Consider the following 19,128-nt stretch of genomic DNA (forward strand, 5'->3'; position numbering starts at 1 on the left):
CCGGACACCGGGTCGGCGAGGGCCTGCACGATCCCGAGAGCCTCGGGGTCGGCGCGCAGCACCGGGTCGGCCAGGCCCTCCTGCACCCCGCGGGCGAGGCTGCCGTCTGCGCCCGCCAGCTCCAGCTCGCTGGTGATGGAGCCGCCGACCCGGCTGAAGAGGATCGAGAGGAACACGGCCACCCCGGCGGTGCCGCCGAGCTGGCGGAAGAAGGTGGCGGACGCGGTGGCCACGCCGATCTCGCGCGGACTCACGGCGTTCTGCACGATCAGTGTCAGCGGCTGCATGCAGTTGCCCAGGCCGATTCCCAGCACCAGCATGTAGGCCATGACCAGGGTCAGCGAAGTGTCGGCGTCGATGGTCCACAGCAGGAACAGGCCGACGGCCGAGATGGCGGTGCCGAGGATCGGGAACTCGCGGACCCGGCCGGTCCTGGAGATGAGCTGGCCCGACACGATCGAGGCGCCCATCATGCCCGCCACCAGCGGCAGCATCATGAGGCCGGATTCCATGGGATCGGCTCCGTGCACGATCTGCATGTACAGAGGCAGGGTCATCATCCCGCCGAACATGGCCATTCCCACGATCACCCCGCCGGCGGTGACGATCGCGAAGGTGCGGTCGCGGAACAGACGCAGTGGGATGAGAGCCTGGTCGCCGGCCCGGGCCTCGACGATGAGGAACAGGCCGATCCCGCCCAGGCCCACGACGTAGCAGGCCAGTGCGGCCGGTGAGCCCCAGCCCCAGGTGTTGCCCTGTTCGGCCACCAGCAGGAGCGGCACCAGCCCGACGACGATCGCGGCCGCGCCCGCCCAGTCCACCCGGTGGTCCACGCGGACGTTCTTGACGTTGAGGGTGATCATCACCAGGGTCAGAGCGATGGCGCCGATGGGGACGTTCATGAGGAAGATCCAGCGCCAGCCGTCGATGCCGAAGATCGTCTCCACGCCGGCGAAGAAGCCGCCGACGACCGGGCCGATGACCGACGACGAGGCGAACACCGCGAGCATGTAGCCCTGGTACTTGGCACGGTCGCGCGGCGGGATGATGTCGCCGATGATCGCCAGGGAGAGCGACATCAGGGCGCCGGCGCCCAGTCCCTGGATCCCGCGGTACAGCGCGAGCGTGTACATCGAGTCGGCGAGCGTGCACAGCAGGGAGCCGAACACGAAGATCACGATGCCGATGACGAAGAACGGTTTGCGCCCGTAGATGTCCGAGAGCTTGCCGTACAGCGGCGTCGAGATGGTCGAGGTCATGAGGTACGCGGTGGTCACCCACGCCTGCGCGTCCAGGCCCTGCAGATCGTCGGCGATGGTCCGGATGGCGGTCGACACGATGGTCTGGTCCAGGCTCGCGAGGAACATCGCCGACATGAGGCCGGCGAGCATCACCAGGATCTGACGATGAGAGAACTCGCCGTCCTCACCGGCCTGGGTCGTGACGGGCGAGCGGTCGGTCATCAGTTCTCCTTGGCGGACGTGAGGGCGTCGAGTTCGGTGCGCAGTGACTCCGCGAGGCGTGCCAGTCCCTCGTCGAGTGAGGCCGCCTGTTCGGGGGTCCAGTCGGCCAGGACGTCGGCCATCCACTGGCCCCGTCCGGCGAACACGCGGGTGACGAGGTCGCTTCCCTCGGACGTGAGGGTGACGACGCTCGCGCGCCCGTCATCCGGGTCGGGGACCTTGGCGACCAGACCGAGGGTCTCGAGGTGGCGGACCTGACGGCTCACCACCGAGATATCGGTGTGGAGACGGTCTGCCAGGTTCGTGACTCGGGCGGGTTCGTCATGGATGGCGAACAGCAAGGGGTGGGCGGACTGCTCCAGGGACTCGTGGAACCGCGGGACCGAGACATTGACCGCGCGTAGCAGTTTGACCACGCGGGACAGGTCCATGACGAGCTTGCCTCCCTGTTCGGCGTCAATCGCCACCCTGACCTCCCCGGTCTCGATTAAATTGCTTGCAGCAAGCAAGTATATGCACGGGCTTCTGGTTCCTGCAATCGACGGGAAAGGAGAGGTCTCGGGTGCGCCCGGAGTGCGGCACGGGCCGAGTTGACTATCGAAGAGGGAAGTCGACGCCGGTCGACAGCAGGGTGACCTCAAGGCCGATCCGGAAGGGGTTCCTCCGGCGGTGAAGCCGCTATCTGCGTGGAGATGTGGTGACTGCGCGGCGTGGAAGTGCCCCCGGTCGGACTCGAACCGACACTGGACGGGTTTTGAATCCGTTGCCTCTGCCAATTGGGCTACGGGGGCGAACGCGGCGAGCCGCTGGTCGGAAAGTCTAACCGACGACCGGTGAGCGGCTGTCCGACGCCCGCCCTAGAGTGGCCGTGTGAGCACCACGAGCCAGACCGCCGAAGCCAGTTCCGCCGCCACCACCGCGTCCACCGACGCCGCCGAGGCACACGGGCCCACCCGTCTGTTGCTCCTCGACGGGCACTCGCTGGCCTTCCGCGCGTTCTACGCGCTTCCCGCGGAGAACTTCTCCACGGCCTCCGGGCAGCACACCAACGCGGTCTACGGATTCCTGTCGATGGTCGCCAACCTGGTCACCACCGAGGAGCCCACCCACCTGGCGGTGGCGTTCGACGTCTCCCGGGCGACCCTGCACCGGACGGCCGAGTACCCGGAGTACAAGTCGACGCGCTCGGCTGCCCCCGAGGAGTTCAAGGGACAGGTCGAGCTGATCCAGGAGGCGCTGGTGGCACTCGGGGTCCGCACCCTGTCCCTGGAGGGCCACGAGGCCGACGACATCATCGCGACCCTGGCCACCCAGGCGGCAGGGGCCGACACACTCATCTGCACGGGGGACCGCGACGCGCTGCAGCTGGTCTCCGACGCGGTGACCGTCCTCTACCCGGTCAAGGGAGTCTCGGAGCTCGCCCGCTTCACCCCCGAGGCGGTGGAGGCCAAATACGGGGTGACCCCCGCTCAGTACCCGGACGTCGCCGCGCTGCGGGGCGACACCTCCGACAACCTCCCCGGTGTGCCCAAGGTTGGCGACAAGACGGCGGCGAAGTGGATCGTCCAGTACGGCAGCCTGTCGGAACTGATCGCGCACGCGGACGAGGTCAAGGGCAAGGTGGGTGAGAGCTTCCGCGAGCACCTCCCGCAGGTGCAGCTCAACCGCCGTATCACCGAACTCACCCGGGACCTCGACCTCGGCGTCCAGATCGATGAACTCACGAGGCGCCTGCCCGAACGGGCGGACGTCAACGCCCTGTTCGACCGGCTGGAGTTCGGTCCCCAGGCCCGCGACCGGTTCCTCTCCGCGTTCCTCCCGGAAGGCGCACCCGAGCCGGTGCCGGAGATCGAGATCGAGCAGGCCGCGGTCCTGCGGGCGGGCGAGGTCTCGGACTGGCTGGCGGCCCACGCGCCGGCCGGGAGTCGGCACGGCCTCGTCGTCGTCGGTCCCTCACGACCGGGCGCGGGGGACGCGCAGTCGGTCACCGTGGCGGCGGCGGGCGGAGCCTCCGGACATATCGACCTCGCACGGATCGGCCCCGCCGACGACCAGGCTCTACAGGCGTGGTTGGCCGACGACGCGGTGTCGAAGGCGGTACACGATGCCAAGGCCGCGACCCACGCCCTGATGGGCCGGGACCTCCGCCTGGGCGGTGTGACGCTGGATGTGGCACTCGCCGCCTATCTCGTCCGTCCCGGTCAGCGCAGCTACGGCCTGGCGGAGTTGTTCCAGCGCCACCTGCAGCGTGAGCTCCCGGAGCCCGAGGCGGCGGAGAAACAACTGTCGCTGCTGGATGAGGTCGACGAGTCCGAGGCCGAGCAGCAGGCGGCCAACTCGGCGGCGACCCGCGCCCGGGCCGTGATCGACCTCGCCGAGCGCCTCGACGTGGAGCTGGAGCAGGTGCACGGTGCGCAGCTGCTCGCGGATATGGAACTGCCGCTCGTGCCGGTGCTCGCGCGGATGGAGTCGATCGGAATCGCGGTCGACTCGTCGGCCCTGGACGACCTCCGCGACGGGTTCGCCGACCGTGGGCGTGACGCGGCAGAGGCGGCCTACGCCGCGATCGGGGGCGAGCAGATCAACCTCGGTTCGCCCAAGCAGCTCCAGGTGGTGCTGTTCGACACCCTGGGCATGCCCAAGACCAAGAAGACCAAGACGGGGTACACCACCGACGCCAAGGCGCTGGAGGAGCTTCGCTCCAAAGAAACCGGGGACACCCCGGGACGGGCCTTCCTCGAGGCACTGCTGCTGCACCGCGAGGCGACCAAGATGCGCACAACCGTCGAGGGGCTGATCAAGTCCATCGGGGACGACGGGCGCATCCACACCACGTTCAACCAGACGGTCGCCGCGACCGGGCGGTTGTCCTCCACCGATCCGAACCTGCAGAACATCCCGGTCCGCACCGAGGACGGCCGACGGATCCGCAAGTCGTTCGTCGTGGGCGAGGGCTACGACTGCCTGCTCACGGCCGACTACAGCCAGATCGAGATGCGCGTGATGGCGCACCTGTCCGGTGACGAAGGACTGATCGAGGCGTTCCGGACCGGCGAGGACCTGCACTCCTTCGTCGGCTCCCGGGCGTTCGGGGTGCCGATCGACCAGGTCACCCCCGAGCTCCGGCGCAGGGTCAAGGCCATGAGCTACGGGCTCGCCTACGGGCTCAGCGCGTTCGGGTTGGCCGCGCAGCTCGGCATCAGCCAGACCGAGGCCCGCGAGCAGATGGACGCGTACTTCTCCCGCTTCGGGGGAGTCCGCGACTACCTGCACGCGGTGGTGGACCAGGCCCGACGTGACGGCTACACCGAGACGCTGTTCGGTCGTCGGCGCTACCTGCCCGAGCTCAACTCGGACAACCGGCTCAAGCGCGAGAACGCCGAGCGTGCGGCCCTCAACGCCCCCATCCAGGGCACCGCCGCGGACATCATCAAGGCGGCGATGCTCAAGGTGGACGCCGACCTCGACGAGCGGGGGCTGCAGAGCCGTCTGTTGCTCCAGGTCCACGACGAACTGGTGCTCGAGGTGGCGAAGGGCGAACTCGAGGAGGTCCGCGAGCTCGTCGTCGACCGGATGTACTCCGCCATCGAACTCAACGTCCCGCTGGACGTCTCCACGGGCACGGGGCCCGACTGGGACTCCGCGGCCCACTGAGTAACCAGTGGGTAACCACTGACGCCAAAAGCGGGCGGTGCGTTTTGTGGTGCTCGACGTATGCCCTAGGTTCATTGCAGATTCGGCTACCCGACGCCTGAAAGGGCACGCACATGACCCTCACCTCACGGCGCGGCCTCCGTGCCGCACTGGCACTGACCGCCACAGCGGCCCTCACGCTCACCGGCTGCACCACCAACACCGAGGGTCCCGAGGACTCGGGAGAGCCGAGGCAGGAGGTCTCGCTCGAGACGGACGACGAGATCGCCGCCCTCGTACCGGCCGAGATCCGCGAGAAGGGCGTGCTGGTGATCGGCACCAACCCGCCGTACGCGCCCAACGAGTTCAAGAACGAGCGGGGCGAGATCGTCGGCTTCGACATTGACGTGATGACCGCCGCCGCCCAGCTCATGGGATTGCGTGCGGAGTTCCGCGAGTCCGACTTCGAGAAGATCATCCCCGCCATCGAGGGCGGCACCATGGACATGGGCGCCTCGTCGTTCACCGTCAACGACGAGCGGCTGCAGACCGTCGACTTCGTCACCTACTTCGAGGCCGGCATCCAGTGGGCATCGGCGGCGGGCACCGACGTCGACCCCGACGACGCGTGCGGCCTGAGCGTGGCGGTCCAGCGCACCACGGTCTCCGACCAGGAGGACGTGCCCGCCCGCAGCGAGGCGTGCGTCGCCGCCGGCAATCCCCCGATCGAGAAGGTCCAGTTCGATTCCCAGGACGAGGCCTCCACCGCCGTGGCGCTCGGCAAGGTCGACGCCATGTCCGCCGACTCGCCCATCTCGGCGTACGCCGTCAAGCAGTCCGAGGGCAAGATGCAGCTGGCCGGGGACGTCTTCGACTCCGCCCCCTACGGTTGGCCCGTGCGCAAGGGGTCCGAACTGGCCGCCGCGCTCGAGGCCGCAGCCGACAAGCTCATCGAGACCGGTGACTTCGAGAAGATCGCCCAGAACTGGGGCCTCGAGGACGGGTTGATCGACGACGCCGAGATCCGGAAGGGCTGAACCGGTCGGTGAGCACCGCGCAGAACCGCGCCTCGGCCCCCCGAGACGCTCCTGACCCCATCGAGGCGGTGCCGCTCCGGCACCCGTGGCGGTGGGTCTCGGCGACTATCGTCCTGGTCCTGGTGTTCCTGTTCATCTGGGGCGCCGCGACCAACCCGGCCTACGGCTGGGGCACCTACGGCCGCTACCTGTTCGACACCCGGTTCGGCATGGCGGTGTTCTACACCATCGCGCTGACGGTGCTGTCGATGATCCTCGCCGTCATCCTGGGGGTCATCCTCTCGGTGATGCGGATGAGCAGCAACCCGGTGCTCAAGGCCGTGGCCTGGGTGTACCTGTGGATCTTCCGCGGAACACCCATCTACGTCCAGCTGCTGTTCTGGGGCCTGATCTTCACGCTGTACCGGCAGGTCCAGTTCGGCATCCCCTTCACCGACTTCCAGATCGTGCGCTTCGACGACACGATGGTGTTGTACTCGGCGTTCTGGCTGGCGGTGGTGGGTCTGGCCATGAACGAGGCCGCCTACATGGCCGAGATCGTGCGGGCGGGTATCTCGTCCGTTCCGGAGGGCCAGGCCGAGGCCTCCACCGCGCTCGGCATGTCGTGGGGACAGACGATGCGCCGGACGATCCTTCCGCAGGCCATGCGGGTGATCATCCCGCCGACCGGCAACGAGTTGATCTCGATGCTCAAGACCACCTCACTCGTCGTGGCCATCCCGTTCTCCGGCGAGCTCTACGGTCAGGCCCGCGACATCTCCGGGGTCAATTTCCAGCCGATCCCGCTGCTGCTGGTCGCGGCCACCTGGTACCTGGTGATCACCAGTGTGCTCATGGTGGGGCAGCACTTCCTCGAGAAGAAGTTCTCCCGCGGCGCCACCCGCCAGCTCACGGCGAAGCAGTTGCGGGCGCTGGCCGAAGCGGACGGCCTCACCCCCTCCGGGCTCGCCGCGGCCAGAGGGACCGACCAGTCGGGAGGAATGCCATGACTCCGATGGTCAGGGCCGAGCAGGTCTGCAAGAGCTTCGGCTCGCTGAGGGTGCTCAAGGGCATCGACATCGAGGTGGCCGCCGGGGAGGTGCTGTGCCTGGTCGGCCCGTCCGGGTCCGGCAAGTCCACCTTCCTCCGGTGCATCAACCACCTCGAGCGTGTCGATGCCGGTCGGTTGTACGTCGACGGCGACCTGGTGGGGTACCGGGAGAAGGGCGACAAGCTCTACGAGATCTCGCCCCGGCACGCGGCCAGGCAACGCCGGGACATCGGGATGGTGTTCCAGCACTTCAACCTGTTCCTGCACCGCACCGCCCTGGAGAACGTCATCGAGGCGCCCATGCTGGTCAAGGGCGAATCGAGGGCCGAGGCCTCTGAGCGGGCCAGGGCCCTGCTGGAGAAGGTCGGGCTCTCGGAGAAGGCGGACGCGTACCCGGCGCAACTGTCCGGTGGTCAGCAGCAGCGGGTGGCGATCGCCCGCGCGCTGGCGATGGAACCCAAGCTCATGCTGTTTGACGAGCCCACCTCCGCGCTGGACCCCGAGCTGGTCGGTGAGGTCCTGGGCGTCATGCGGGACCTCGCGGACGCCGGGATGACCATGATCGTGGTCACCCACGAGATGGGCTTCGCCCGGGAGGTCGCCGACACGATCGCCTTCATGGACGACGGAGTAGTGGTCGAGGCCGGGCGTCCGTCCGAGGTGCTCGTGACGCCCGCCCATCAGCGGACCAGGGACTTCCTGTCGAAGATCCTCTAGCCGGAGCCCCGATCCTGTTGCCGTGAGGCAGGAGGGGGCGCGGGTCAGGGGAGGCTGGCCACGAAGATCGCGGTGCCGGGGAAGATGCTGCCGCGCAGCGGGCTCCACTGCCCCCATTCACGGTCCAGCCATTCCGGCCACTCGGGCTCGATCAGGTCCCGGACCACGAACCCGGCACCGACCAGTTCCCGGATCCGGTCACCAGCCGTGCGGTGGTGCTCGACATAGGTGAGGTCGCCCTCCTCGTCGTACTCGGTGTAGGGCGTGCGGTCGAAATACGGGAACGCGGCCACGAGTCCCTCGGGGCCCGGATCGTCACGGAAGATCCACCGCATCGGGTGGTTGACCGAGAAGACGAACCGTCCGCCGGGACGGAGCACCCGTGCCGCCTCCGCCATGACCCCGGCGGTGTCCGCCACGAAGGGGATCGCCCCGAACGCGGAGAACACGACGTCGAAACTATCGGCGGCGAACGGCAGGCGGCCGGCATCGGCCTGGATCAGCGGCACCCGGGCCGCCGGACCAGTCGACCTGCCCGCCGCCTCGGCGCCCACGCGGAGCATCCCGGCGGAGAGGTCGACGGCGACGGCGCGGGCCCCGCGGCCGGCGATCCACCGTGAGCACGGCGCGGAACCGCAGCCGACCTCCAGGACGTCGCGGCCCGCGACGTCACCGAGGAGAGCCCAGTCGCCCTCGTGGAGCCCCTCGGGGCACCACACGAACTCCCCGTCGGGGGAGTGGGCACCGAGGAAGTCGCCGTGTTCGTCGTGGTACTCGACCGCTTCGGTGTCCCACCACGTACGGGAGGCGCGGACGGACTCGCCGTGGTCGGGGGGGTTTGTGGACGTCACGCTGGCAGAGTACAGTTGACCGTCGCGTGCGTACACGCTCGCGAACATCTGTCCACCTACGATTCCTATCCACTCCGGAGCACCCCACCCTATGACCACCAAAACCACCTCGCCGCAGGTAGCCGTCAACGACATCGGCTCCGCGGAGGACTTCCTCGCCGCCATCGACGCCACGATCAAGTACTTCAACGATGGCGACATCGTCGAGGGCACGATCGTCAAGGTCGACCGCGACGAGGTCCTGCTCGACATCGGATACAAGACCGAGGGTGTCATCCCCTCGCGCGAACTTTCCATCAAGCACGATGTCGACCCCGGTGAGGTCGTCGAGGTGGGCGACGAGGTCGAGGCCCTGGTCCTGACCAAGGAGGACAAGGACGGCCGTCTGATCCTGTCCAAGAAGCGCGCCCAGTACGAGCGCGCCTGGGGCACGATCGAGGAGCTCAAGGAGAAGGACGAGGCCGTCAAGGGCACCGTCATCGAGGTCGTCAAGGGTGGCCTGATCCTCGACATCGGCCTCCGTGGCTTCCTCCCCGCCTCCCTGGTGGAGATGCGCCGCGTCCGCGACCTCCTCCCCTACGTGGGGCAGGAGCTCGAGGCCAAGATCATCGAGCTGGACAAGAACCGCAACAACGTCGTGCTCTCGCGTCGTGCATGGCTCGAGCAGACCCAGTCCGCGGTCCGCTCCGAGTTCCTGCACCAGCTGCAGAAGGGCCAGGTCCGCAAGGGCGTCGTGTCCTCGATCGTCAACTTCGGTGCGTTCGTCGACCTCGGCGGAGTCGACGGTCTCGTCCACGTGTCCGAGCTGTCCTGGAAGCACATCGATCACCCGTCCGAGGTCGTCGAGGTGGGCCAGGAGGTCACCGTCGAGGTCCTCGACGTCGACCTGGACCGCGAGCGCGTCTCGCTGTCGCTCAAGGCCACCCAGGAGGATCCGTGGCGGCACTTCGCCCGGACCCACGCGATCGGTCAGATCGTGCCGGGCAAGGTCACCAAGCTCGTCCCGTTCGGCGCGTTCGTGCGTGTCGACGAGGGCATCGAGGGCCTCGTCCACATCTCCGAGCTGGCCGAGCGCCACGTCGAGGTCCCGGACCAGGTCGTCACGGTCAACGACGACGCCATGGTCAAGGTCATCGACATCGATCTCGACCGTCGCCGTATCTCGCTCTCGCTCAAGCAGGCGGACGAGGACTACACGGAGGAGTTCGACCCGTCGAAGTACGGCATGGCCGACAGCTACGACGAGGCCGGCAACTACATCTTCCCCGAGGGCTTCGATCCCGAGACCAACGAATGGCTCGAGGGCTTCGAGAAGCAGCGTGAGGAGTGGGAGAACCGTTACGCGGAGGCCGAGCGTCGTCACAAGATGCACACCGGTCAGATCGAGAAGGGTCGCGCTGCTGCCGCGGAGGCCGCGGAGGCCGCGCCGACCAACTACTCGTCCGAGTCCGCCCCGTCGTCGTCCCGTCCCGCTGCTGCGGAGACCAGCAGCCCGGCCGAGTCGACCGGTGGTTCGCTGGCGTCCGACGAGCAGCTGGCCGCCCTGCGGGCGAAGCTCGCCGGCGGTGAGTGACCTCGCGGTCTGACGGCGCCACGGGCGCCTGACGGCCCGGACCACGGCCCCGGACGGTCGTCCCACCACGGTGGGTCGCCGACCGGGGCCGTGGTCTATTTGTGCCGGGGGAGATGCCACGGCGGCCGGGGCAGACCCCGGTCACCTAGACTTCGACCCATGCTGATGGTGGGTCTGACCGGTGGAATCGGAGCCGGCAAGTCGACGGTGACGGCAGTGCTCGCGGAGGCCGGTGCGGTCATCGTCGACGCGGACCGGATCGCGAGGGAGATCGTCGAACCGGGCACCCCGGGTCTGGCGATGCTCGTCGCCGAGTTCGGCGACGACATCGTGGGGCCGGACGGCGCTCTCGATCGGGCCGCGCTCGCCGCTCGTGCCTTCGTCGACGCGGAGCGGACCGCCGCACTCAACGCGATCACCCATCCGCTGATCGGGGAGCGCACTGCCGAACTCTTCGGTTCGGCGCCCGAGGACGCGATCGTCGTCCACGACATGCCCCTGTTGGTGGAGGGCGGGATGACTCCCGCCTACCACCTGGTGATCGTGGTGGACACCCCGGCGGAGATCCGACTCCGGCGACTGGTGGAGCAGCGGGGTATGCCGGAGGACGACGCCCGCGCGCGTATGTCCCGTCAGGCGACGGACGAGGCCCGTCGGGCGGAAGCCGATGTCCTGATCGACAACTCCGGCGACCGCGAACCGGTTCGGGAGATCGTCCGGATGCTCGTCGAGCTACGGTTGCGGCCCTTCGAGCACAACCTGCGGACGGGCACACCTGTGGTGGGGGACCGGACAGTGGTGCCGTTCCGGCCGGAATGGGCGGCGGAGGCGGCGAGGGCGACGGCGAGGTTGCGTCACGTGCTGGGGGACGTCGCGACCCGCATCGATCACGTGGGCCCCACCGCGGTCGACGGTCTCGATGCGCCGGACATCGTGGACCTGCAGGTGACGGTGCCCAACGAGGCGACCGTGGAGCGTGCGCTGGCGCTCCTGACCGGTGCGGGATACGTCCGTGACCGCTCCGCCGAACGTCCTCTCCTGCACTGGTGTGACCCCGCCCGGCCACTCGAGGTGTCGATCCTCGCCGAGGACGATCCGGAACACGAGTTCGCCCTGCTGATGGCAGAGGCCATCGGTTCGGATCCGAGCGCGCGGGTGGAGTACTCGGAGATCCTCCGCCGGGCCGACCGCGAGGAGACCCGGGAGTGGGAGCGGACCCTCTGTGAGGCGTCGGACCGCTGAGCGGTCACCCGGCGCGGTCACCCCGCCCTGCTCACCTCTCCCTGTTCACGCCGCCGCGGTCACTCCGTCGGGACCGCACCGTCGACGAGTTCCGACACCGGGACGTGCCTGATCACCTCGGAGGTGGCGGGCCCGGCGGGGGCCGCGGCTCTGCGGAGGGTGCTCGGGAAGACCTCGGACAGACTGGTGCGCACGAGGAACACATTGTAGGCGTTCCACGTGGTGACCAGGTAATACAGATCGTCACCCTGGGCCCACGGATGCATGAACGCGCCGTAGACGCCGGGGAGCATGGAGTAGTCCACGAGGACTGTGGGCCCTGTCCAGGGGCCCTCCGGCCGGTCCGCGGTGCGGAGCACGACGGAGTTGAAGCCCTGGGAGTACATCGCGGTGTACTTGCCCAGATAGTTGTTCCACATCACGGAGAGTTCGCTGGCCGGGCGGGGCAACACCTGCTCGGCGTTCCCCGGGTCGACGACCCAGTCCGTGCCGTCCCAGTACCGGTAGGCGGCCGGATCGAGGACCCCCGCGGCGGGCGGGGCTCCGTCGGTGCCGTCGAGGTCCTCCGCCGACGGCGATCCGGCGAGCGGTACGCGGGCGAGGATCGCGGCACCCTGGCGCCCTGACGGAGTGAGGTACTCATAGAGGTGATCGTCGGCCTTGAGATAGGAGCTCATCTGCGAGTCCCGCCAGGCGGCGTCCACGGGGGGTGCACCCTCGCCGACCGGGACCGCAGAGGTGATCGGCCGGGCCAGAGTGGGTACGACGGTCCAGTTCTCGCCGTTGTCCGTGGAGTAGGCCAACCCCGAGTAGTTGGTGGTCCACGAACCCGGTTGACCCCAGTTGGCGACCGACATGAAGCGCAGGTACTGGACCCCCTCCACCGAGATGCCCGCGGTCGGGATGATCGTGACCTCCCCGGGTAGCCCCGAACGGGGAACGAGGGACTTGGCCAGACCGTCGGGACCGGTCGCCGCTGAGTCGATGGTCACTCCGTCCGACAGGTCGTCGTCAGGGGAACGGAACAGGACGTTCGACCGCCACTGGCTACCCGGGATGGTGCAGTCACCCATGGTGTCGCCGAACGCCATGAGGATTTGCGGATCGGTGGGGTCTCCGTTGTCCCACATGATGCCGAGATCGGTTCCGGCCACCCCGTAGCGGCTGATCGACTCGGTGGGACTCGTGGGTCCGGTGACGAGCTGGAGGAACTGCGTGGGACCGCGGAGGACGGGGACGGTGCCCTCCTCCCCGGTGATCCACGGGGGCATCCCGTAGACGGATCCGGTCACCGTGTTCAGGGAGCCCGAGAGTCCGTTGCCCAGGGACCCGGTCTCCAGTTGCTGCACGAGTGAGCCCGAGCGGTCCGCCGAGCCCATGGCCCGCGAGGCGGACCCGAGTGAGCCGGAGGAACCCGAACCGAGAGACGCCAGCGAACCCCCCGCCATGCCGGCGCCGGTCTGGTTCTCGAGCAGGGACCCGAAGTTGCCGAACATCTCGCTGCACGGGCCGGCCGTGGCGGTGCCGACCCCGGTGGTGGCCAGCGTGGCGACGGACGCCGTCACCGCGGCCAGCCCCGTCGCGGCCAGCCGCGATAGAGCGCGGCTCATCTCAGGCCCCCGGGATCGGGAGACGCTCGACGAGCACGGTCTCACCGGTCTCGGCCGGATCTGGGGTGTCACGGGTCCAACTGTCGTCGGCGGTACGCATCCGGGCGTTGGGGTCCGGCAACGTCCGCGCCGGGATCCGGTTCAGGTCGGTCTTCATGAGGAACACGTTGTAGGCGTCCCAGGTGGACATGGTGAAGTACAGGTCCGAGCCCACCGTCTCTACCGCCGGGCTCCAGGGGTGGATGAACGCGCCGTACAGGGTGGGCACGTGGGCGTACGACAGCAGGATGTCCTCGCCCGACCAAGGCCCCTCGGGGGTCGCGGCCTGCCGCATGACGATGTCGTTGTTCGCGTTGGTGTACAGAGCGATGAAGCGCCCCAGCCGCGGGCTCCACGACACGGAGAGCTCACTCACGCGGGCGGGGATCACCGGGGCGGTGGCCCGGTGGTCGGCCACCCACCCGGTCCCGTTCCAGAATTCGTAGGCCGACATGTCCTCGATCGAGCCCGCGGGGACCCGGGCGAGGGTCGCGGCACCACTGCGGCCCGACGGGGTCAGGTATTCGTAGACGTACCCGTCGTGCTCGAGGAAGGCGCTCATCTGACCGGCGGTATGGGTCGTGTGCGGGGCGCCCAGGGACGGCGGGATGAGCTGAGCACTCCCCGTGCCCGTGCGCGCGGTGCCCGACACGGGCGTCCAGTTCTCCCCGTTGTCCTCCGAGGCCGCGAGTGCGGAGTAGTTGGTGATCCACTCGCCGGGGGCACCCCAGCTGGCCACTGACATGTAGCGCAGGTACTGGGTGCCGTCCACCTGCACACCCGCGGTCGGGATCACCGTGACCTCACCGGGCAGACCGGAGCGGGGGAGGATGGACTTGGCCAGTCCCGGCCCCTCCATCGGTGCGTCGTCGATACGCATCCCGTCCGACAGGGTGCGGTCGGACGAGCGGAACAGGATGTTGCTGCGCCACTGGTCTCCCGGAAGACTGCAGTCGCCCATGGTGTCGCCGAGAGCCATCAACACCTGCGGGCTGGAGGCGTCGCCGTTCTCCCAGAGGATTCCCAGGTCGGTGCCGGAGATCCCGAAGCGTTCGACCGTCTTGTTGGGACTGGTGGGTCCGGTGAGTAACTCCACCGTCGTGGTGCGTCCCTGCAGGACGGGGATGTAGCCGCTGTCCCCGGTCGCCCACGGGGTGGCTGGAGTTGCGGCAGGTGTTCCGAGGGATCCGGAGCCGGAGCCGGAGCCTCCACCGGCCGGGGGCCACGGGTCACAGGGCGCGGCGGCCGCGACGGGGGAGAGGACGGTGAGCGCCCCTGCCGCGAGTGTCGCGGCGGTCGCCGTCGCGAACGGCCCAGTCCGGAGGCGGGGACGATGGGTACGACGACGATTGAGGGTCCAGGCCACGGGGTTCTCCAGACGAGACAGCATAGGGTTAGCGAGCTTGGGCGCAGTGTAGTTGTCGCCTCTGACATCCGAGGGACATCGCTGTCGGGCGGGGGTGTGCGGAGCCTCGTAGGCTGAGGGTATGGCATTCGCGACCGAGATCCCCGACGACGGGATCCCCGCAGACCCGACCGTCCTCTCCTATTCCGAGTTCCGTCCCATCGGGGATGTCGAGCGCACCACCGACCGGTTCGAGGTGGTCAGCGAGTTCGTCCCGTCCGGGGACCAGCCGACGGCGATCGCCGAGCTCACCGAGCGGCTGGGGCGGGGAGAGCGGGACATCGTGCTGCTCGGGGCCACCGGTACCGGTAAGTCCGCCACGACGGCCTGGCTCATCGAGCAGGTCCAACGGCCGACCCTGGTGATGGCCCCCAACAAGACCCTCGCCGCGCAGTTGGCCAACGAGTTGCGGGAGATGCTGCCCAACAACGCCGTCGAGTACTTCGTCTCCTACTACGACTACTACCAACCCGAGGCGTACATCGCCCAGACGGACACCTTCATCGAGAAGGACTCGTCCATCAACGACGACGTGGAGCGGCTCCGGCACTCCGCGACGTCGTCGTTGCTGTCGAGGCGCGACGTCGTCGTCGTCAGTTCGGTCTCGTGCATCTACGGTCTGGGCACACCACAGTCCTACCTGGACAGGTCCGTCTCCCTGGCCGTGGGCCAGGAAGTCGAACGCGACCGGTTGCTGCGGTTGCTGGTGGACGTGCAGTACGAGCGCAACGACGTCTCGATGACACGCGGGACGTTCCGCGCCAAGGGTGACACGGTCGACATCATCCCCACCTACGAGGAGCTCGCCGTGCGCATCGAGTTCTTCGGTGACGAGGTCGACGCCCTCTATTACATCCACCCCCTGACCGGAGACGTCGTCCGGAAGGTCGACGAGGTACGGATCTTCCCCGCGACGCACTACGTCGCCGGACCCGACCGCATGGCCAGGGCCATCGCCTCGATCGAGGAGGAACTGGAGGTGCGGCTGGCGGAGCTGGAGAACCAGGGCAAACTCCTGGAGGCCCAACGACTGCGGATGCGCACCTCGTACGACATCGAGATGATGCAGCAGGTCGGATTCTGTTCCGGCATCGAGAACTACTCGCGGCACATCGACGGTCGCGCAGCGGGCAGCTCCCCGGCCACGTTGATCGACTACTTCCCCGAGGACTTCCTCACGGTCATCGACGAGTCCCATGTGACCGTTCCCCAGATCGGCGCGATGTTCGAGGGCGACGCCTCCCGCAAGCGCAATCTCGTGGACTTCGGTTTCCGGCTCCCGTCAGCGCTCGACAACCGACCGCTCACCTGGGAGGAGTTCTCCGACCGGGTCGGTCAGACCGTGTACCTGTCGGCCACCCCCGGCGCGTACGAGATGGGACGGACGGGGGGCGAGTTCGTCGAACAGGTCATCCGTCCCACCGGGCTGGTGGACCCGAAGATCGTCGTCAAGCCCACCAAGGGGCAGATCGACGATCTCCTCGGTGAGATCCGCGCCCGGGCCGATCGGGACGAGCGGGTGCTGGTGACCACCCTGACCAAGAAGATGTCCGAGGACCTCACGGACTACCTGCTGGAACTCGGTGTGCGTGTGCGCTACCTGCACTCGGAGATCGACACCCTGCAGCGGGTGGAGCTGCTCCGCGACCTGCGACGCGGCGAGTACGACGTCCTGGTGGGCATCAACCTGCTCCGGGAGGGACTCGACCTCCCCGAGGTCTCGCTGGTGGCGATCCTCGACGCCGACAAGCAGGGTTTCCTCCGGTCGGCCACCTCGCTCATCCAGACCATCGGCCGTGCGGCCCGCAACGTCTCCGGCGAGGTCCACATGTACGCGGACTCCGTCACCGAGGCGATGCGACAGGCCATCGAGGAGACCGACCGTCGACGCGAGAAGCAGGTCGCGTACAACACCGAGCACGGCATCGACCCGCAGCCCCTGCGGCGCAAGATCGCCGACATCCTCGACAGGGTCGGGGAGGACAAGGACGGGGAGTCGTCCTCCGATCCGCGGGACCGCCCCGAGCTCGTGGGTGCACGGGCGGCGGGGGAGTCGGCGCGGCCACGGAAGGAACTCGAGAAACTCATCGGGGAGATGACCGAGCAGATGATGTCGGCGGCAACGGACCTACGGTTCGAGTTGGCGGGACGGCTCCGGGACGAGATCGCCGAGCTGCGCAAAGAGCTCAAGGGGATGCGCGAGGCGGGAATCGACTGACCCGTCACTGTGACGTCGCGCGCTTACCGGGCACGGCGGGGACCCACGCGCACTACGCTGGGTAGAACTTGTTGCCGACGAGAGGAAGAGAATTGAGCGCCTACAAGAAGGTGGTCGTGGGTACGGACGGCTCGGAGTCGTCCTACCGGGCCGTCGATCGTGCCGCGTCGCTTGCCGCCGACGAGTCCGCGACCCTCGTGATCGCCTGCGCCTACGTGCCCGCCGATCCGCGTTCGGTCAGCCAGGCCGCCGATCAGCTGGGCGACGACGCCTATCAGATCCGCGGTGACAACCCGGCCGAGGACATCGTCCGGACCGCCAAGGACCGGGCGGTCGCCGCAGGGGCGTCGACGGTCGAGGCGCGCACCGTCAAGGGCGCGCCGGTCGAATCGCTCATCAAGCTGGCCGACGAGGTGGACGCGGATCTGCTCGTCGTGGGGAACAAGGGCCTCAACTCGCTGACCGGCCGGCTCCTGGGGTCGGTGCCCGCGGATGCGGCCCGCCGGGCCGTCTGCGACGTGCTCATCGTCCACACGACCTGAGCCGGCGGGCGACCCGGGTCCGGGCGACCCGGATCGGTGAACCGGGGAGCGTCAACCGCAGAGGTGGGCCCGGCTCGCATCGATGATGGCCCGGCCCACCTCCGCGGTGTCGCGCTCCGGATCCTGCGCGGCGATCGCGCTGGTGAGCGGGCGGAGGTGATCGAGGATGGTCTCGGTGTCGGACCCGTCGGAGATGCTCCGACAGATCCCTATCCCCACCTCGACGGTGGTGGCCGCGGTCATCTCCGTGGGTAGTCCGAACGCCGTCAGGTCGTCGAGGAAATCCTGCTCGCTGCCGTTCCTGGCAGGGCCTCTCGGGCCGACGGCGGCGGGCCCCCCGGCCTCGGCCTCGGCGCCCTGACCGGTGGTCTCCGCTCTCACGGTCCGGTCGGTCGCCTCCTCCGCGGGCCCGCAACCGCCGCCCACCGCGAGGACCGCGCACAACGCCACGGCGGCCGGGATCCGCACCGCGTGGTCGCTCATGCGCTGAGCTCCTCTGTGTCGTCGGAGACGGACTCGCGGATCCGTGAGAGCAGTGGCCCGAACCGACCGGGCTGGACGAGGACCAGTTCCTGGGTGGCGCGGGTGGCCCCCACGTACAGATCCTGGAGCCCCTGCGGCGAACGTCCGAGGACGTGCTCCGGATCGACCACCACCACCACGTCGAACTCGAGTCCCTTGGCCAGGGCCAGGGGGAGGACCGAGGCGTCGGGGCGCGCCGCGATCACGGTGTCCCTGAGGGCGGCGATCCCGGGGGCGTTCTCGTGCCCGAGGTCATCGGGGAGGAGCACGGCCACGGCCCGGTCCTCCGGCACGAGGGAGACCTCGTCGGCCACCACCCGGCCCACCGAGCCCGTGTCGGTCTCGAGCCACGCGACAGGCCGTCGGCCCGCACGTACCGGGCGCGGCGAGGTCGCCCCCGGGTCGATCTGCGCGAGCAGCTGTTCCGCGACCGCGGAGACTGTCTCCGGGGTGCGGTAGTTGACGGTGAGCTCGCAGAGGACCCACCGGTCGTCCACGTACGGCGAGAGCGCGTCCTCCCACGAGTCGATGCCCGCAGGGCTGGAGGTCTGGGCGACGTCCCCGACGAGGGTCATCCAGCGGTTGGGGGAGCGACGCATCAGCGCGCGCCACGCCATGGCGGACAGCTCCTGCGCCTCGTCGACGATCACGTGACCGAACGCCCACGTCCGATCCGCGCCGGCACGATCCGCGACGGTGAGGTCCGAGTCCGCACTGTGCCGCCGGGCGAGCGACTCCGCGTCGACCACGTCGTACGCCATGAGGACCTCCGGGTCCAGGTCGTCCTCGATGTCCTGGACCGCCGACCCGGTGAGGATCTCGAGCGCCTCCTCCGCCTGACGGACCTGTTCTGCCCAGGCTCGGTCCGCCTCGTTGCCCTCCTCGGTGGGGTCCTCGCCCAGCAGTTCGGCGAGTTCGTCGAGGAGCGGGACGTCGGCCACCGAGAACGCCCCACCGTCGGCGCGGAAGAGGGCCTCCTGGTCCTCGGCCACATAGTCGCCGGCCGCCTCGGAGATCCGCTCGCGGCTGGAGAACAGGTCGGCCAACAATTGCTCCGGCCGCAGGGTGGGCCACCAGTCGTCGATCGCGTCGAGGACCTCGGGCGCGCGTTCGACCTCGGTGCGCAGCGCGGCCCGGTCCTCCGCGTCCAGCAGCGGCCGGGCGGGGTCCCCGAGATCCCCGACCCCGTCGCCCTCGGGGGACCAGGCGGCGTCCTCCGCGTGCCCGACGGGATCGGTCAGGGACA

General features: G+C 68.9%; 15 protein-coding genes and 1 tRNA gene. 8 read left to right on the forward strand and 8 right to left on the reverse strand.

Annotated elements, in window-relative coordinates:
- The 3 genes from G6021_RS00825 to G6021_RS00835 all read right to left on the reverse strand — a co-directional run.
- The coding region (locus G6021_RS00825; RefSeq protein WP_182640471.1) for an MDR family MFS transporter at window positions 1-1,463 on the reverse strand (1,463 nt) is incomplete at its 3' end.
- Complete coding sequence (locus G6021_RS00830) at window positions 1,463-1,930, reverse strand: MarR family transcriptional regulator (protein ID WP_182609458.1); 468 nt, start codon at window positions 1,928-1,930, stop codon at window positions 1,463-1,465. The genes G6021_RS00825 and G6021_RS00830, both read right to left, overlap by 1 nt.
- 250 nt (window positions 1,931-2,180) lie before the next feature.
- Window positions 2,181-2,254: transfer RNA gene (locus tag G6021_RS00835), tRNA-Leu, on the reverse strand.
- Between the two features lie 166 nt (window positions 2,255-2,420).
- On the opposite strand from G6021_RS00835, the gene polA reads away from it, so the two are divergent.
- The 4 genes from polA (at window position 2,421) to G6021_RS00855 (ending at window position 7,880) form a co-directional block, all read left to right on the forward strand.
- Window positions 2,421-5,117: a DNA polymerase I gene (gene polA / locus G6021_RS00840; RefSeq protein ID WP_187700291.1), complete on the forward strand. Its 2,697-nt coding sequence runs from the start codon at window positions 2,421-2,423 to the stop codon at window positions 5,115-5,117.
- 113 nt (window positions 5,118-5,230) lie between these two features.
- Window positions 5,231-6,133 carry an ABC transporter substrate-binding protein gene (locus tag G6021_RS00845; protein ID WP_182609456.1) on the forward strand — a complete coding sequence of 301 codons (903 nt, stop codon included), beginning with the start codon at window positions 5,231-5,233 and terminating at the stop codon, window positions 6,131-6,133.
- A gap of 8 nt (window positions 6,134-6,141) precedes the next feature.
- Window positions 6,142-7,122, forward strand: a complete 981-nt coding sequence (locus tag G6021_RS00850) for an amino acid ABC transporter permease (RefSeq protein WP_095717232.1) — start codon at window positions 6,142-6,144, stop codon at window positions 7,120-7,122.
- Window positions 7,119-7,880 carry an amino acid ABC transporter ATP-binding protein gene (locus tag G6021_RS00855; RefSeq protein ID WP_277817911.1) on the forward strand — a complete coding sequence of 254 codons (762 nt, stop codon included), beginning with the start codon at window positions 7,119-7,121 and terminating at the stop codon, window positions 7,878-7,880. The genes G6021_RS00850 and G6021_RS00855 overlap by 4 nt, the downstream gene beginning before the upstream one ends.
- A 44-nt stretch (window positions 7,881-7,924) precedes the next feature.
- On the opposite strand, the gene G6021_RS00860 is transcribed toward G6021_RS00855, so the two are convergent.
- Entirely contained in the window at window positions 7,925-8,779 is an 855-nt protein-coding gene (locus tag G6021_RS00860) for a class I SAM-dependent methyltransferase (RefSeq protein ID WP_182640472.1), read from the reverse strand.
- 43 nt (window positions 8,780-8,822) lie between these two features.
- Here G6021_RS00860 and rpsA point away from each other — a divergent pair, with 43 nt between their 5' ends.
- A complete protein-coding gene (gene rpsA, locus G6021_RS00865; RefSeq protein WP_095717229.1) occupies window positions 8,823-10,304 on the forward strand; it encodes a 30S ribosomal protein S1 in 1,482 nt (493 codons plus the stop codon).
- A 159-nt stretch (window positions 10,305-10,463) separates the two neighbouring features.
- Complete coding sequence (coaE, locus tag G6021_RS00870; RefSeq protein WP_182609454.1) at window positions 10,464-11,546, forward strand: dephospho-CoA kinase; 1,083 nt, start codon at window positions 10,464-10,466, stop codon at window positions 11,544-11,546.
- Window positions 11,547-11,605: 59 nt separating this feature from the next.
- Here the strand turns inward: coaE and G6021_RS00875 are convergent, their stop codons facing one another.
- Window positions 11,606-13,156, reverse strand: a complete 1,551-nt coding sequence (locus G6021_RS00875; RefSeq protein WP_182640473.1) for a DUF4185 domain-containing protein — start codon at window positions 13,154-13,156, stop codon at window positions 11,606-11,608.
- Between the two features lies 1 nt (window position 13,157).
- A complete protein-coding gene (locus G6021_RS00880; protein WP_179525162.1) occupies window positions 13,158-14,585 on the reverse strand; it encodes a DUF4185 domain-containing protein in 1,428 nt (475 codons plus the stop codon).
- 97 nt (window positions 14,586-14,682) lie between these two features.
- Between G6021_RS00880 and uvrB the strand changes: the two genes are divergently transcribed.
- On the forward strand, window positions 14,683-16,818 hold the full coding sequence (gene uvrB, locus G6021_RS00885; protein ID WP_095717225.1) for an excinuclease ABC subunit UvrB: 2,136 nt from the start codon (window positions 14,683-14,685) through the stop codon (window positions 16,816-16,818).
- A gap of 92 nt (window positions 16,819-16,910) precedes the next feature.
- Entirely contained in the window at window positions 16,911-17,360 is a 450-nt protein-coding gene (locus G6021_RS00890; protein WP_179525163.1) for a universal stress protein, read from the forward strand.
- A gap of 51 nt (window positions 17,361-17,411) precedes the next feature.
- Here G6021_RS00890 and G6021_RS00895 read toward each other — a convergent pair whose 3' ends face one another.
- On the reverse strand, window positions 17,412-17,843 hold the full coding sequence (locus G6021_RS00895) for a DUF732 domain-containing protein (protein ID WP_095717223.1): 432 nt from the start codon (window positions 17,841-17,843) through the stop codon (window positions 17,412-17,414).
- Window positions 17,840-19,128, reverse strand: a 1,289-nt coding sequence (locus G6021_RS17710) for an ATP-binding domain-containing protein (protein WP_182640474.1), incomplete at its 5' end; no start/stop codon positions are given. The genes G6021_RS17710 and G6021_RS00895, both read right to left, overlap by 4 nt.

This window comes from Dietzia sp. CW19, assembly GCF_014145265.1.
GTDB classification, from domain to species: domain Bacteria; phylum Actinomycetota; class Actinomycetes; order Mycobacteriales; family Mycobacteriaceae; genus Dietzia; species Dietzia natronolimnaea.

Excerpts from the sequence above, each read along its gene's own strand:
- G6021_RS00880 (WP_179525162.1), bottom strand. The coding sequence starts at position 14,585 with ATGCTGTCTCGTCTGGAGAACCCCGTGGCCTGGACCCTCAATCGTCGT.
- G6021_RS00875 (WP_182640473.1), bottom strand. The coding sequence starts at position 13,156 with ATGAGCCGCGCTCTATCGCGGCTGGCCGCGACGGGGCTGGCCGCGGTG.
- G6021_RS00860 (WP_182640472.1), bottom strand. The coding sequence starts at position 8,779 with ATGTTCGCGAGCGTGTACGCACGCGACGGTCAACTGTACTCTGCCAGC.
- coaE (WP_182609454.1), top strand. The coding sequence starts at position 10,464 with ATGCTGATGGTGGGTCTGACCGGTGGAATCGGAGCCGGCAAGTCGACG.
- rpsA (WP_095717229.1), top strand. The coding sequence starts at position 8,823 with ATGACCACCAAAACCACCTCGCCGCAGGTAGCCGTCAACGACATCGGC.
- uvrB (WP_095717225.1), top strand. The coding sequence starts at position 14,683 with ATGGCATTCGCGACCGAGATCCCCGACGACGGGATCCCCGCAGACCCG.
- G6021_RS00895 (WP_095717223.1), bottom strand. The coding sequence starts at position 17,843 with ATGAGCGACCACGCGGTGCGGATCCCGGCCGCCGTGGCGTTGTGCGCG.
- G6021_RS00845 (WP_182609456.1), top strand. The coding sequence starts at position 5,231 with ATGACCCTCACCTCACGGCGCGGCCTCCGTGCCGCACTGGCACTGACC.
- G6021_RS00855 (WP_277817911.1), top strand. The coding sequence starts at position 7,119 with ATGACTCCGATGGTCAGGGCCGAGCAGGTCTGCAAGAGCTTCGGCTCG.